Origin of the sequence: Pseudoalteromonas rubra, assembly GCF_005886805.2 — a bacterium.
Lineage (GTDB): Bacteria > Pseudomonadota > Gammaproteobacteria > Enterobacterales > Alteromonadaceae > Pseudoalteromonas > Pseudoalteromonas rubra_D.
In genome coordinates this window covers 377,439-391,632 of sequence record NZ_CP045429.1, presented here as the reverse complement: position 1 = coordinate 391,632, position 14,194 = coordinate 377,439, and the positions used below count along the sequence as shown (strand labels likewise).

Annotated in this window: 14 protein-coding genes; 3 read left to right on the top strand and 11 right to left on the bottom strand. The window is 47.6% G+C overall.

Annotated elements, in window-relative coordinates:
* Positions 1 to 2: 2 nt before the first annotated feature.
* The 11 genes from gspM to gspC all read right to left on the bottom strand — a co-directional run bounded on the left by gspM (position 3) and on the right by gspC (position 10,658).
* Positions 3 to 479 (bottom strand): type II secretion system protein GspM, encoded by a 477-nt coding sequence (gspM, locus tag CWC22_RS01735; RefSeq protein WP_125564536.1) that lies wholly within the window; start codon positions 477 to 479, stop codon positions 3 to 5.
* Positions 476 to 1,684 (bottom strand): type II secretion system protein GspL, encoded by a 1,209-nt coding sequence (gene gspL, locus CWC22_RS01730; protein ID WP_138539541.1) that lies wholly within the window; start codon positions 1,682 to 1,684, stop codon positions 476 to 478. Before gspL ends, gspM begins: the two co-directional genes overlap by 4 nt.
* Positions 1,684 to 2,682, bottom strand: a complete 999-nt coding sequence (gene gspK, locus CWC22_RS01725; protein WP_125564617.1) for a type II secretion system minor pseudopilin GspK — start codon at positions 2,680 to 2,682, stop codon at positions 1,684 to 1,686. The genes gspL and gspK overlap by 1 nt, the downstream gene beginning before the upstream one ends.
* A complete protein-coding gene (gspJ, locus tag CWC22_RS01720) occupies positions 2,663 to 3,388 on the bottom strand; it encodes a type II secretion system minor pseudopilin GspJ (protein ID WP_138539542.1) in 726 nt (241 codons plus the stop codon). The genes gspK and gspJ overlap by 20 nt, the downstream gene beginning before the upstream one ends.
* The gene (gspI, locus tag CWC22_RS01715) at positions 3,388 to 3,783 is read right to left on the bottom strand and encodes a type II secretion system minor pseudopilin GspI (RefSeq protein WP_125564541.1); all 396 of its coding nucleotides are present in this window, start codon (positions 3,781 to 3,783) and stop codon (positions 3,388 to 3,390) included. The genes gspJ and gspI overlap by 1 nt, the downstream gene beginning before the upstream one ends.
* Positions 3,783 to 4,403 carry a prepilin-type N-terminal cleavage/methylation domain-containing protein gene (locus CWC22_RS01710; protein WP_138539543.1) on the bottom strand — a complete coding sequence of 207 codons (621 nt, stop codon included), beginning with the start codon at positions 4,401 to 4,403 and terminating at the stop codon, positions 3,783 to 3,785. Before CWC22_RS01710 ends, gspI begins: the two co-directional genes overlap by 1 nt.
* A gap of 5 nt (positions 4,404 to 4,408) precedes the next feature.
* Positions 4,409 to 4,834, bottom strand: a complete 426-nt coding sequence (gene gspG, locus CWC22_RS01705) for a type II secretion system major pseudopilin GspG (protein ID WP_125564545.1) — start codon at positions 4,832 to 4,834, stop codon at positions 4,409 to 4,411.
* Positions 4,835 to 4,906: 72 nt separating this feature from the next.
* Positions 4,907 to 6,133: a type II secretion system inner membrane protein GspF gene (gspF, locus tag CWC22_RS01700; RefSeq protein ID WP_125564547.1), complete on the bottom strand. Its 1,227-nt coding sequence runs from the start codon at positions 6,131 to 6,133 to the stop codon at positions 4,907 to 4,909.
* The gene (gene gspE, locus CWC22_RS01695; RefSeq protein ID WP_171045146.1) at positions 6,133 to 7,620 is read right to left on the bottom strand and encodes a type II secretion system ATPase GspE; all 1,488 of its coding nucleotides are present in this window, start codon (positions 7,618 to 7,620) and stop codon (positions 6,133 to 6,135) included. Before gspE ends, gspF begins: the two co-directional genes overlap by 1 nt.
* Positions 7,621 to 7,678: 58 nt before the next feature.
* Positions 7,679 to 9,739 carry a type II secretion system secretin GspD gene (gene gspD / locus CWC22_RS01690; RefSeq protein ID WP_138539545.1) on the bottom strand — a complete coding sequence of 687 codons (2,061 nt, stop codon included), beginning with the start codon at positions 9,737 to 9,739 and terminating at the stop codon, positions 7,679 to 7,681.
* A gap of 28 nt (positions 9,740 to 9,767) precedes the next feature.
* Positions 9,768 to 10,658: a type II secretion system protein GspC gene (gene gspC / locus CWC22_RS01685; protein ID WP_138539546.1), complete on the bottom strand. Its 891-nt coding sequence runs from the start codon at positions 10,656 to 10,658 to the stop codon at positions 9,768 to 9,770.
* A 241-nt stretch (positions 10,659 to 10,899) separates the two neighbouring features.
* Between gspC and hslR the strand changes: the two genes are divergently transcribed.
* From hslR to CWC22_RS01670, 3 genes are all read left to right on the top strand, one after another.
* Positions 10,900 to 11,310 (top strand): ribosome-associated heat shock protein Hsp15, encoded by a 411-nt coding sequence (gene hslR / locus CWC22_RS01680; RefSeq protein ID WP_125564555.1) that lies wholly within the window; start codon positions 10,900 to 10,902, stop codon positions 11,308 to 11,310.
* An 11-nt stretch (positions 11,311 to 11,321) separates the two neighbouring features.
* Positions 11,322 to 12,167, top strand: coding sequence for an Hsp33 family molecular chaperone HslO (gene hslO, locus CWC22_RS01675; protein ID WP_125564557.1), 846 nt, complete (start codon positions 11,322 to 11,324; stop codon positions 12,165 to 12,167).
* Positions 12,168 to 12,426: 259 nt separating this feature from the next.
* Positions 12,427 to 13,965 carry a phosphoenolpyruvate carboxykinase gene (locus tag CWC22_RS01670; RefSeq protein ID WP_125721725.1) on the top strand — a complete coding sequence of 513 codons (1,539 nt, stop codon included), beginning with the start codon at positions 12,427 to 12,429 and terminating at the stop codon, positions 13,963 to 13,965.
* Positions 13,966 to 14,194 lie beyond the last annotated feature (229 nt).

Below are 14,194 nucleotides of genomic sequence, written 5' to 3'. Positions count from 1 at the left end.
ACTTAATTCTCTAATACCAGACGGCTAACTCGAACATACCCGGGCGCATCTTCCTTCCCCAGATCCAGGTTAGCCACTTTAACACCATGCTGATTGGTCAGCTCGTCCAGCCAGGCAATCAACTGGTTAAACTCCACATTGTCGATATTGACACGCAGCGCATTATCATTTGGCTGCATTTTACTGATGACAATTTTATATTTGCCACGCGTACGGTTCACCAATTGAGTCAGGTTAACATTGGCCGCAGAGGCACGGCCAACACCCTGGCTCTTCAGCTGGGTCACACTTTTGCCTACCCAGGAAACCAGGGCCTGCTGTTTATCGACTTCTTTTTCTGCTTTTTCAACAGCGGTATTGAGTGGACGGATGATCCCCATCACCAGCACAAACACACAAAACACAACTCCGCCAAGGATCAGCAGCTTTTGCTCCTGCTCTTTAAGAGATTGCCAATAATTAATCACTTGCTGTTTCATGCTGCACCTCGAATGCGGATCTCACCGATCACGTAGTCGCCATCATTATTAAGTGCACCTTGCTGCACTGACATGCCGCGCTGCTCCAGGATGCTTTTTACCTGACCAAAGACCTGGAAGCCGTTGGCTTTTGCCCGGATCCGCAGTTCGTTACGACGTTGATCATAACGCAGTGTTTCGGGTTCAAAGTCCTTCACTTCATCGAATACAGTCACAAAGTGATTGGTCAACTCAAGGAAGCCGCCTTGCTGCTCGCCTGATAAACTGTTTAGCTCATTCTGGATCTGTTTCTTCAGCAAGTGTGGGCGCACCACTTTATTCGGAAAAGCTTGTTTATAACTGGCAACAGCCTGCGCGCTTAGCTCATCAGCCTGATTCTGCAACAAGACCAGCTGCGTTGACTTTATTCCGATAAAGCAGACCAATGCGATTGACGCGGCAATTAGGCCAGCTTGCCAATCACGCCACCACTGAGGCTGCTTTTTCTTGGCAGCAAATTTACCCTGACGTAAGTTAAAGCTTTGCTGCTCAAGTTGTTTAGCAAACAACGCCAATGGTAAGTCATACTCGCTTTCCATCGCATCGAGCGTTTTGTTCGATGCCAGTGCTTCACCCGGACTGAAATGTTGAATACGCTCCTCAGGTAGCAAGTTTAAGAAACCTGCGAGCCAGTCAGATTCAACACCACTGACCTGCCAGTCTGCTGAGCGGAACAACCACTGCGTGCCCAGCTCTATAGCACTGATAGTGTTTTCTGGCGGCGCAGGCAATAATAATGCATCAGGTAGCAAACGCTGAACACTGATGTCAAAATCATCGAATAAGGCCATCCAGGCTGCTAACCAGGCTTTATCACATAAGGCCACATCTATGGTGTACTGCTCGTCCCGCTGACCGGCTTTACCTACTGCGATAAAGGCCGAATCAATATCGCAGGCAATTTGCTCTTCCAGCATGAAAGGCAGGGCCTGCTCCAGTTTGCGATTCCACTTGGCCGGTAAATCAATCGTTTTTAACTGCACGCTAGAGGCTGGCAGCAGCACGACAACCGAACGGCTCTGTGCTTTTTCACTAAGCTCACCGAGCAGTCCGGCATGCTCCAGCTCACCGCTGGCAATGATCTGCGCATCTTGCGCCGACCAGACTAACCAGTGAACCGGCTCTTGTTGTGAGTGACCCACACGGATCATCAAATTTTCTGACACTAAACGCCTCCAAATTTACGCGCTAGGATGCTCGCCCGACCATCTTTTATTTCGATTATTGAGGTCAGGCGAAACAAACGCTCATCGAACTGAGCCTTTGCTCGTAACTTAAAATAATTGCTTGAAATAGTAAAAATTTTATCGTTCTTTTGTTTGTCGGAAGCGCCCTGGTTTGCCGCTTCCGAATAAAATTCCTGTATTGAGTCAAAGCCTTTTTCCGGACGGGCCGAAATAATTGCCTCTGCGCCAGATTCGCTCAGCCCCTCCATCAACGCGCTCAGCAACAACGCCTGTTCGGGCTGAATGGTATTGACATTAATAGCCAACTCAGTGCTGCCCGGGATAACGCATACATAAGGCAGTAACTTTTCCATTACCAGAGGGTTAAACCCTTTGATTATCCTCAGTTCACTGACCGAGGCAAACAGGTTATTTGCTGTCAGATAAGGGGTTCTGAGTGACATATATTCATCTTCTTCGGCGCCCGAGCGGAACGTAATACTGTCATCATCCAACCAGTCATACACGCTGTCTGCCATGGCCTCTTCGCTTTCTTCACTGGGCAGGTCTTCGATGTTCTTTAACAGCTCAAGCAACGCTTTGTGTGCTGGGTTTGTGTCATTCCGGTTGCCGCTGTTTTGCGGTTTATTGCGCAACGCATTGAGGTTTAAACAGGCTTGCAAATCCGTGATCTCACCACTCAAAGTGCCATGATCCACCGGATAGGGTACCTCTGACAATGCCCAGGGTTGTCCCAAATGAACTTTATCAGGCTCGTCTTTACGGCTATCGAGCAGGACCTTTTTGACCAACTCTTCCGCCCCATAGCTATACCATTTAGCTTGCTGATGGGTCTGCAGGTTGGTGGCTTTTTGCACCTGTACCATCAGACTCATGGTCATTTCTGTTGCGATAGTCGCGGCCAGAGCCACGATGAACAAAACAATGACTAACGCTGCACCACGTTGAGATTTCACGCTAGCCCCTCCTTTGTCCATCATTGTCATTTTGGCCGTTATTGTTGTTATTGTTGTTATTGTCGTTATTACCATTGCGATTATCGTCACCGCTGCTGGCTTGTTTCACTTTGCCATCGCCCGGCGTCAAAAAAATGCGTCGAATTGGCTCAGCCTCTTGTTGCTGGATAGTCACAGCAACCGCCAAAGGCAGGGCTTTAATGTCCCAGCTATTCTGCCACTTCTGCTTATCGTCTAGGAACTCAAACTTAAGCTCTTCAACGTTTTCCAGGATCACCTGGCTGCGAGGTTCAGTGCCATCAAGCTGGTCAACATAAATTCGGTAAATACGTTCCAGATTGTCGTCTACGACACGATAACCCACTGCCTGTAATTCAGAACGAGGCAGCAGACTAATTGGGTTGGTCCAGCCATCACGTACAAAAGCAATCCCATCGTACTGACTGCTCAGATTGTAGCGACCATGAATGATATATGTTGGGCTAAAATCCCCCGCCTCATTACGTACTTCCCGTTTGGTCATCTGGTTGAAGTCCTGATCCATCAAACGAAACATAGTTTGCAATGATTCCAGCTCTGCCACCGTTTCTTCAGATGCTTCTTTGGCTCTGAGTGTGGTATCCAGGATTTGATGGGTGGCAGTGACCACCATGGCCAAAATAGCCAAGGCCAGTAAAACCTCAATCAGGGTAAAGCCACCCTGTCGGGAGGAAATATGCGCGCGCATTATCGCTTCCCTTTTTTATAAATAAAGGTGGTCAGGTCGTACACTGAGTGTTCACGTTTTTCATCGGAAAACACTTCTATTGTGACCTTCACAAAAGTGGGATCGGCCGTTGCGAGGGTAGACTGTGACCAATACCAGGTTACTCCGCCCATTTCCTCATCGCCTTTAAGGCCATTGCGCACCGCGCCTTCTTTGGCGCCAGCGCGCATCATAACAAGGCGGTTTTCGGCCACCCAAGAAGCATAAGCTTGCTGCTCCAAAGTGCTAATATGATTAATATGCTCACCCGTTGCCTGCATCGCAGCAATCCCCGCGACGGCACAGATACTAAGTGCAACCATCACCTCAAGAAGTGTAAAGCCAGCTTGTTTTGTCCTTGCTATCAGGCCATTCATTAGTCTTCCGGCTCCTTACGTAAATTCACCGGCGCCATAAACTCACCTTCAACAAAATACACGGGCTCACTGTTTTCCTCGAGCTCAAGGCTGAGTTGAAACGCACTGACTTCACCTGACGACAATAGCAAGACCTGAGGAATTTTCAGTTTTTTCAGTTCCAACAGACTCTCTTCATCGCCGCTTCCCATCAACTCACGCCAATTGGCCTGCTCTAGCATATTGTCTTGTGTCCAGGCTAAATCTTCCGTAGTGAGTACAATTTTATACTCATCGGAATACTCTACCGCCTGGTAGAGTTCTTCGGCCTCAAAAGTCGTCCATTTTTCACCATCAAAAACCAGAAACTCGAGCTTTTTCTTATCCAGATGAAAGCCCAGCTCAATTTGATTGAGAATGGCAAATTCAGAGGCCATATTGATCACACTATGCAGTCGGAGCGCTTCACGCTCCAATTCTTCCTCCATATCGTCAGACAGCGTATACGTGACCAGATTGACTGAAAAGCCAATAATCACCAGCACCATCAGGATTTCGATAAGGCTGAACCCGGCCTGGCGACCAGATTTCGGTAGGTGCGCCTGATGCGCACCTGATTGAAGGTTTACTGCTGTGTGCATAAGAATTAACGGTCTTCTTCGTTGTCCCAGTTACCTAGGTCATCTTCTGTGCCAACTTCACCGTCAGGCCCCATTGAAAAGATGTCGATCTTACCCATTTCGCCCGGGCTAACCAGCTGATACGGATTACCCCAAGGATCTTCAGGTAGCTTTGAAATAAAGCCGCCTTCAGGGAAACGCTTTGGTACAGGGTCAATGGAGGTTTGTGTTACCAGGGCTTCCAAACCTTGCTCTGTGGTTGGGTACTTTTTATTCTTAAGCTTGTACATTTTCATTGCGTCTTCAATCTGACGAATGTCCAGCATCGCTTTTTCTTTTGCAGCTTCTTCTTGTTGACCCATGATGTTAGGCGCCACGATAGACATGATCATTCCAATGATGACCAAAACCACCATTACTTCTAATAATGAAAATCCAGATTGTTTTTTCACGTTGATTACCTCAATGCTGTTTGCGTGCGATATCAAACCGACACGCTGATGTTGTATATGCAATTAATTTGACTACAGACCAATTGCTTTGTTCATCGCCATGATTGGCTGTAGGATCGCCATTACGATAAACAGCACGATCACGGCCATGCTTGCAATCATGGCGGGTTCGAGCAGTTTTAACGAAACGCTGACCATACTTTCGAATTCCCTGTCCTGGTTGTTAGCAGCACGCTCTAGCATCTGCTCCAGTTCCCCGGACTTTTCACCACTTGCAATCATATGAAGCATCATGGGCGGAAATAACTTTGTTTGTGCCAATGCAGCTCGCAGGCTTGCACCTTCACTCACATGGGTTGCCGCTTCTGTCACGGCCGCTTTTATCTTCTCGTTTTCCAGTACCTGACCGGAGATTTTCATCCCTTCCAGCAAAGGTACGGAACTGGAAGACAAAATACTCAGAGTACGGGCAAAGCGCGCGGTATTGATGCCGCGACTGATTTTACCAATGCCGGGCAGCTGTAATAGCTTGGCATCGTACCAAAAACGCACCTTGGGCCGTTTCAGCGCTTGCTTGATTAAAAAGACGCTGCCAAAAATAGCGATAAGAGACACCATCCAGTAGGCCTGCACAAAATTACTGGCTGCCATAACCCATTCTGTTGTCCACGGCAGAACCTGTTTAGATTTCTCAAACGTTTTTAGAATTTTTGGTACCACAGTGCCCAGCAGAACTGACACGATAGCAATAGCAAATATCACCAAAATGGTTGGATAAACCATTGCCTGAGTGATCTGGCTGCGCATATGCTGACGCTGTTCGGTGTAATCTGCCAGGCGATTTAATACTTGATCCAAATGGCCCGACTTTTCACCGGCCGCCACCATAGCCCGATATAAATTATCAAATACATGCGGAAACTCTGACATACCATCAGCCAGCGTGTAACCTTCAACAACTTTAGAACGAACGGCCATCAGCATGCGTTTGAGACGTGGCTTCTCGCACTGTTCTGCCACTGCCATTACGGCAGCTTCTACTGGCAAAGAGGATTGGATCAACGTCGCTAGCTGGCGGGTGATCAGGGCAATATCGGAAACCGAAGGTTTATAGCTAGGTCTTAGACTAAAACCACCAGAGCTGGCAGACTTTTCTTTTTCCGCTGCAGGCGCCACCTCAAGTGGCATCATGGCTTTTTCGCGCAGCATCTGGCGAACCTGCTTGGCAGTATCTGCCTCCAGTATGCCTTTTTTCTCTTTTCCTTTGCCGTCTAAAGCACGATACTCAAACGCAGCCATTAGCCTTCCTCACGGGTGACCCGCATCACCTCTTCCAGCGTCGTCTGACCTTTCAGCACACGGGCACAGCCATCCTGACGAATGCTGGGGCTGAACGTTCGTATGTACTTCTCAACCGACTGCTCACCTTTACCGTTATGGATCAACTCACGAATGTGCTCGTCCACAATTAACAGTTCATGGATACCGGTTCGACCTTTATAGCCGTTGAAGTTACACTCTTCACAACCCACAGCACGATAAATTGTGGTTTGAGAGCCTTTCTCAACACCCAACAGCTCACATTCACGGTCATCCGCAAGATGTGCTTCTTTACAGTTAGGGCATAAAGTTCGTACCAGTCGCTGTGACAAGACACCCAATAAAGATGAAGATAGTAGGAAAGGTTCAACGCCCATGTCTTCCATACGGGTAATCGCACCCGAAGCGGTATTGGTGTGTAGTGTTGACATCACCAAGTGACCTGTCAGTGACGCCTGAACGCCTATCTGGGCGGTTTCCAGATCCCGGATCTCACCAACCATCACCACATCTGGATCCTGACGCAGTATCGCGCGCAGACCACGGGCAAAGGTCATATCCACTTTGGGGTTCACCTGAGTCTGACCAATTCCGGGGATCTCATATTCAATAGGGTCTTCTACGGTCAGTATGTTGCGATCTTTGGAGTTAATCTGCGTCATACCAGCATACAAGGTGGTACTCTTACCAGAACCGGTCGGACCGGTAACCAGAATAATACCGTGTGGTTTGGCAATGATCTCAGCAAACAGTTCACGGTTGCGCTCCGTCATACCCAGATCTTCCAGGTTCAGACGCGCATTGTTTTTATCTAACAGACGCAGTACTACACGCTCACCAAAACTGGATGGCATAGTCGAAACCCGCACATCAACGGCACGACCAGCGATACGTAAACTAATCCGGCCGTCCTGTGGGACCCGCTTTTCAGCGATGTCGAGTTTAGCCATAACCTTGATCCGGGATACCAGCAATGAAGACAGCTTGCGGTTAGGCTTAAGCACTTCTTTCAGCACACCATCGACCCGGAAACGGATCACTAATTCCTGCTCAAAGGTCTCGATGTGAATATCCGAGGCCCCTTCTTTGATCGCTTCACTGAGCATGGCGTTAATTAGTTTGATGATTGGCGCATCGTCATCAGCAGCAAGCAGATCTTCAGTCTGCGGCATTTCTTCGGCGAGCGAGAATAGGTCAACTTCGTTACCTATGTCTTCCATCATCTGCTGTGTTTCAGAGCTGTCTCGCTGATACGAGGCTTCCAGCAGCAACTCAAACTTGTCGTCATCCAGCTGCTCAAGGGTAAATCCAGCCTGAGCAATACGACGTACTTCAAGCAACGCATCCAGCGAAGGTTGGCCTTTATAATAAACTTTCAGACCTTCTGATTGCTGACTTAACAGCAAACTCTGGCGTCTTGCATAAGCAAAGGGCAAGCGCACATGCGACCCGGCCTCTGCATCCATTGATTCATCCAGCGCCAACGCTGTTTCATCATGACCGTCAATGAGTTCCTGTATTGCTTCAGTCATTGTTCTTCTCGTTTTGCTCGCTCAGAAACTCTTCATACGTCGGTGGTAATACCATAGCATCATCCCACTGAGGCAGAATTGGCGCATCCTGCAGTGGCATCAGATCAATACCGTCTTCACGCTGCTTAGTCTGCTCACCACGGATAAACTTGTATTTAGCATGGCTCAGCTCGTTCATACTGCGGCTGTCACGGACAATCGTCGGACGAATAAACACCAACAGGTTACGCTTGCGCTTAGTTGTGTTTGTTGACTTAAATAAGTGCCCTAAGAATGGAATATCACCCAACAGAGGCACTTTAGATACACTTTCCTGAACATCTTCGTCAATCAGACCACCCAGGATAACCATGCCGCCGTCATCAGCAATTACGGTTGTGTTAATAGCACGTTTATTCACCGAGATATCAACCGCGGTTGCGCCGCTGACACTGGAAACTTCCTGCTCAATGGTTAGCTGTACCGCGGTACCATCATTAATTTGTGGCGTGACCTTCAATTTAACACCCACTTCCTGACGGTCTACGGTCTGGAACGGGTTAGAGTTATTTTCACTGGCCGTTGAGCCTGTGATGATAGGGACTTCCTGACCGACAATCATAGACGCTTCTTCGTTGTCCATGGTAGTGATCGATGGCGTAGCCAGAATATTTGAGTTGGTATCGGTTGATACAGCCTGGATGATCGCACCCCAGTCGTTTTTCACTACGCCCATTGCCAGACCATTGATACCGCCCAGCAAAGAACCCAGTGCACCTAAATCACCCTCAACGGTTTCGTTGTATTCAGTGATCTTAGTCGGATCTTCTGTACCAGCCTGAGTACGAACGACCGTCTTGTCGCGCGCCTGCTCAGCTGCCACGGCCAATGCACCAACTGGTACCGTTGTACCATTGTTGAACTGCAGCATACCGCCTTTTTCAGTGATCCATTGCAGACCAAAGTTAATACCGTCACCTTCCTGTACTTCAACTACAATGGCTTCAACCAATACCTGAGCTCGACGAACATCAAGCTTTTCGATAACGCTGGCCAACGAGCGCATGGTATCCGGCTGCGCAGTAATAACCAGTGAGTTTGAATCTTCGTGGGCCTCAATACTGGTTTCGTTCTGGCTGCTCCGGGTGCGGGTCTTACTGCCTCCCTGCGCTTCTTCTTGTAGCGTTTTGCTCACCCCTTGAAGCACTTTAACCAGCTCTTCTGCCTTGGCATAATCCAGGTAAAACACCTGCGTATTGCCCTGGTTCTCCAGTTCTTCATCCAGACGCTTGATCAATTCAATGGCACGCGTACGCGCTTGTACTTCACCACTAACAACCACACTATTAGTTCGGTTATCCGAGACAATTTTAGGGATCAGAAACTCTGGAACCTGGTTTTTACCGCCATCTTTATAGATTTTCTCAACTACCTGAACAACATCGTCAGCTGTCGCATGTTGCAGACGTACAATGTCAACGCGCTGATCACCTGCCTGGTCAACCGACTTAATGATATTAACCAAGCGATTCACCGACGCAGCATGACCCGTCAACATCATCACGTTAGCTGAGTTGAAGTTAGTCACGTGACCACCATCTTTTTGGTCACTGAACTGACGGATCAATGGTCCCAGTTCCTGTACACTGACGTTTTTAACTTCTACAACTCGGGTGATCATCACATCCCCGTTATTGTCGTTACCATCGCCGACCAATGGAACATTGGCCTTCTTACCATCCGAGCTGCGTACAACTTTCAGAACCCCAGTTTCCATTTCAACGACGGCATAGCCGTAAACTTCTAGAACGTTAAGGAAAAACTGATAATAAAGGGCCTCATCCATCAGCTCATAGCTGCGAACATTAATGTTGCCCCGTACATTTGGGTCAATAATGATGGTTTTGTTGAGATTTTTACTGATGATATTAATGAACTCGTTAATATCAGTGCCTTTAAAGTTGGCCGCATACTCAACCGCAGAAACAGACAAGGACAATCCAGCCGCAAATAACAGAGCTGCATACTTAGCTAACCCTTTTTTGATTTTTGTGAGGTGTAGCTTTCTACCCATGATTTTTATAACTCCAAAATTATTGTCTTTACAGGCTAAATTGCACATCGACAGTCTGGCCGTCACGTTCAATCGTGATATTGGCATCAGTGCTATTTCTCAGCTCGTTCATTGCTGACATAGCCTGTTTCATATCCGTGAGTTGGAAGCCATTAATAGCAATGGCGAGATCGTTATTTTTAAGCCCCATTTTCTTAAACAGTTCAGGGTCTTTACCTGGACGCAAACGATAACCAACCAGTTGGCCATTGCGCCTTTCAGGTGAAATACGAATGTAGTCAAACAATTTACCCGGCTCAGCCAGCAATTCGTCTCGGCGCTGCTTAAGCTCTTCACGGGTTTGATTACTGACTCTGTTTGGCTTTGCGCTAGTACGACGCGGCTGTACCGGTGAAGCAACCTGGCGGCTGAACTCAATGCCATCCAACATCAAAGTTTCAAACCGGCCACTCACATCCAGGATCACCCTATCAGGCAGAACTTGAGCCAGTTTGGCGCGGGTACCCTTAACGGCATCCTGGACCACGTAGGTTTCCTGGCGCCCCTGGGACTCAATAATCGCCAGCCCGGCAGCATCATTCTGGCTAACTGCTACAATACCAGTTAGGCGCACATTTAGCTGCGTTTCGGGGGCATCAGATATCACCGGCTTAGGCGCTTCAACCACAGGTTTTTCATTGGCCTTGCCAAATATGTTGTGACCGAGAATAGAGCGACTGCTAACCGCGGCCGAATTCTGCGCATAAACTTGAGACTGAGTAGGTAAAGGCTGTGTCTGCGGTACTGGCCAAAGCAGCCAAAATAACTTAGCAAAAAGAAATGCGATATACACAACAGCCAAATACACCACCAGGCGGCTAAGTTTCGCATGGGGTAAGTTATGTAGTAATTTTTGCAACTGTTGTAGCTGTAATTCCATATGTCATATTCTTATTCTGTTGAGCGCCTCAGTGTACCGCCTCGAATTCGATTCAACAAGCACGCGTATATGAAACTTTAAAGTAAATAGGTACAACTTAGAATACCTAACTGAACACAGCATTAACAGTGCCTGTGGCTGAGATGTAACCACATCAGAGCGTGTTCAGATGCTTTTTTTGCCTCATCAAATGTGTTAAATTTCACCGATTAAATTAGCTTTGGGCATTAGTTAACGAATTGTGACAAAAGTCAATCAAGAAAACAACCTAAGCGAAGTGAAAGTACGCCTGGACAAGTGGCTCTGGGCGGCACGCTTTTATAAAACCCGTACCATTGCCCGCGAGATGATCCAGGGTGGCAAGGTACACTACAATGGCCAACGCTGTAAACCCAGCCGAATGGTTGAGGTTGGTGCTGTGATCAAACTGGCACAGGGTTTCGATGAAAAGGAAGTCACCGTGCTGCACATTATGGAAAAGCGTCAGAGTGCGCCCATTGCCCAGACCCTCTACGAAGAGTCAGCTGCCAGCCTTGAAAAACGGGCACAAAATGCCATTGCGCGCAAAAACAATAGCTTTTTTGCACCGCGCCCTGAGCATAAACCAGATAAAAAGCAGCGTCGCGAACTGCTCAAACTGAAATCTAGCTAGGATCCGAATTGATGCAACAAGATTTACTTCATCGATATATTTTCGATCAACTCGATGTACGTGGTGAACTCGTACAAATTGAACAGACCTTTAATGACATTATCAGTGGTCATGACTACCCGAAGGAAGTACAAACTTTATTGGGTGAACTGCTGCTTGCGTCCAGCCTGCTGACTGCTACTTTAAAATTTGAAGGCGACATCACTGTACAGTTGCAGGGGGATGGCCCAGTTAAGTACGCAGCTATCAATGGCGATCACAAGCAGAATATGCGCGGTATTGCCCGTCTACAAGGTGAGATCACAGGTAGCAGTATTCAGGATTTGATGGGTAAAGGCTATATGGTGATCACCATTACACCCAATAAGGGTGAGCGCTATCAAGGGGTCGTTCCGCTAGGCGGTGAGACTCTGGCGGCTTGTCTGGAAGATTATTTTATCCAGTCTGAACAACTCAAGACCCGCTTGTGGTTTGCCACCGATGTAAACGGTGAGCGTGCCAAAGCGGCCGGATTGTTTTTACAGGTACTGCCTGTTGACAAAACTAAGTCGGAAGAGGATTTTGCGCATCTAGAAGCACTGAGCAATACTATTAAAGATGAGGAATTGCTTACGCTGGACGCACAAACAGTCCTGACACGCTTATATCATGAAGATAACCCACAGCTGTTCGAACCCCAGGAGATTAATTTTGTTTGCGGTTGCAGCCGTGACAAAACCATCAGTGCATTAGCCAACATCGGCCAAGAGGCGCTGCTGGAGGATATTCAGAAGCAAGGTGAGATCAATATCAGCTGTCACTACTGCCTAAAAAATTACCGATTTGAAGAACAAGATATCAAGGCTATTTTTAATTAGCTGGGATATTTTAATCACATTGAAGACAAGCCGCCATTTTGGCGGCTTTTTTGTCGCTTAAAATTGATACCGGTGTCATTTAAAGGTCATATTTTATGACACCGGTATCATTGAAATTATTCGATTTTTTTGACAAATTTATGGCGTTTTACCCGGTTTCAGGGCTCGAATATCTGAATTTCATCTGTTACTATAATTTCAGCTTTTGGTGAAACTTCTCCAGAGCTATCCCGTTCAATTCTCACATTTAGGTATAAACATGACTTCAAGCGCTACTCGTTTTGTCGATTTAACTGCAGCTGAACTTGTCGAACACGCCATCCGCCGTGGTGAAGGGACTTTGGCCGCAAATGGAGCTTTTGTAGCAAAAACAGGCCGCCGCACAGGGCGTTCACCTAACGACCGTTTTATCGTTAAAGAGCCAAGCACAGAAAACGACATCCAATGGGGTAACGTTAACCGCCCATTCGATGCTGACAAATTCAACGCGCTGTGGGCCCGTGTAGAAGCACACGTGAACAGCAACGACCACTTTGTCTCTCACCTTGAAGTGGGTTCAGATCCTGAGCACTATTTACCCGTTGTTGTAACAACAGAAACAGCTTGGCACCACATTTTTGCCAAAAACATGTTTATCGAGCCTGAAAAATACAATGCAGCTGATTTACCCCAATGGCAGGTAATGAATGTACCTTCTTTCGTTTGCGATCCAGAGCGTGATGGCACGAACAGTGACGGTACAGTGATTATCAACTTTGCAGAGCGCAAAGTGCTTATCGCAGGTATGCATTATGCCGGTGAAATGAAAAAGTCTATGTTCTCAGTACAAAACTTCCTGTTACCAGCGAAGGGCGTACTGCCAATGCACTGTAGTGCAAACGTAGGCGAAGCAGGCGACACTACCTTATTCTTTGGTTTGTCTGGCACAGGTAAAACAACCCTGTCGGCAGATCCTAAACGCTTCCTGATCGGTGACGATGAGCACGGCTGGGCACCTGGCAGTGTATTCAACATCGAAGGCGGTTGTTACGCTAAATGTATCGACCTGTCGCAAAAGAACGAGCCGGTCATCTGGAACGCAATCAAGTTCGGCACCATCCTTGAAAATGTGGTACTGGACGAAGCACGCGTACCTGATTTCAATGACACTAGCCTGACGCAAAACACCCGTGCAGCTTACCCGCTTGAGCACGTTGAAAAGCGTAAAGTAGAAAACCGTGCTGGCGAACCTCGCGCAGTGGTTTTCCTGACTTGTGACGTGAGCGGTGTACTACCACCTGTGTCTATTCTGTCAGAAGAGGCTGCGGCTTATCACTTCCTGAGCGGTTACACTGCAAAAGTGGGCTCTACAGAAATTGGCTCTACTTCAGACATCGAGTCAACTTTCTCTACTTGTTTCGGCGCACCTTTCTTCCCGCGTCCGGCTGGCGTTTACGCAGAACTTCTTATGAAGCGTGTACGTGAGTTCAACTCAAAAGTTTATCTGGTTAACACTGGCTGGACTGGCGGCCCTTACGGTATTGGTAAACGTTTCGATATCCCAACCACACGTGCTGTGATTGACGCAATCGTTAACGACACCCTGGAAGGCGTAGAAACACAACACATTGACGCCCTAAACCTGGACGTACCAGTTGCTGTACCAGGCGTAGACAGCAAACTGCTTAACCCAATCAACACTTGGGAAGACAAAGCAAAATATGCTGAGTATGCATCTAAGCTGGCTGCGGACTTCGAAGCGAACTTCGCAAAATACGATGTCTCTGAAGCCATCAAATCAGCAGGTCCTCGCGGCTAAGCTAATTTAGGATCAGATTCCTTTATCAAAAGCGCCCCTCGTTGGGCGTTTTTTTATGCCCAATAGTCACCCTTCTCTGGCACGCTGCCGCTTAGAGTAATACCAATTTGCTTAACTAAGTGTTCTATTTTGAGGCGAGAAAACAGGGTCGATAACACCGCTCCCGCGTTCTGCTATCGCAGAGGCATCTAGGTCCATATAGACGAGGCGAAAATTTGCGAATTTATAC

What these genes read in the sequence shown, in the direction of transcription:
- CWC22_RS01710 (WP_138539543.1), bottom strand. Translation starts at nt 4,403, where the DNA reads ATGCACACAGCAGTAAACCTTCAATCAGGTGCGCATCAGGCGCACCTA.
- hslO (WP_125564557.1), top strand. Translation starts at nt 11,322, where the DNA reads ATGCAACAAGATTTACTTCATCGATATATTTTCGATCAACTCGATGTA.
- gspF (WP_125564547.1), bottom strand. Translation starts at nt 6,133, where the DNA reads ATGGCTGCGTTTGAGTATCGTGCTTTAGACGGCAAAGGAAAAGAGAAA.
- gspM (WP_125564536.1), bottom strand. Translation starts at nt 479, where the DNA reads ATGAAACAGCAAGTGATTAATTATTGGCAATCTCTTAAAGAGCAGGAG.
- gspK (WP_125564617.1), bottom strand. Translation starts at nt 2,682, where the DNA reads ATGGACAAAGGAGGGGCTAGCGTGAAATCTCAACGTGGTGCAGCGTTA.
- CWC22_RS01670 (WP_125721725.1), top strand. Translation starts at nt 12,427, where the DNA reads ATGACTTCAAGCGCTACTCGTTTTGTCGATTTAACTGCAGCTGAACTT.
- gspJ (WP_138539542.1), bottom strand. Translation starts at nt 3,388, where the DNA reads ATGCGCGCGCATATTTCCTCCCGACAGGGTGGCTTTACCCTGATTGAG.
- gspD (WP_138539545.1), bottom strand. Translation starts at nt 9,739, where the DNA reads ATGGGTAGAAAGCTACACCTCACAAAAATCAAAAAAGGGTTAGCTAAG.
- gspE (WP_171045146.1), bottom strand. Translation starts at nt 7,620, where the DNA reads ATGGATGCAGAGGCCGGGTCGCATGTGCGCTTGCCCTTTGCTTATGCA.
- gspI (WP_125564541.1), bottom strand. Translation starts at nt 3,783, where the DNA reads ATGAATGGCCTGATAGCAAGGACAAAACAAGCTGGCTTTACACTTCTT.
- gspC (WP_138539546.1), bottom strand. Translation starts at nt 10,658, where the DNA reads ATGGAATTACAGCTACAACAGTTGCAAAAATTACTACATAACTTACCC.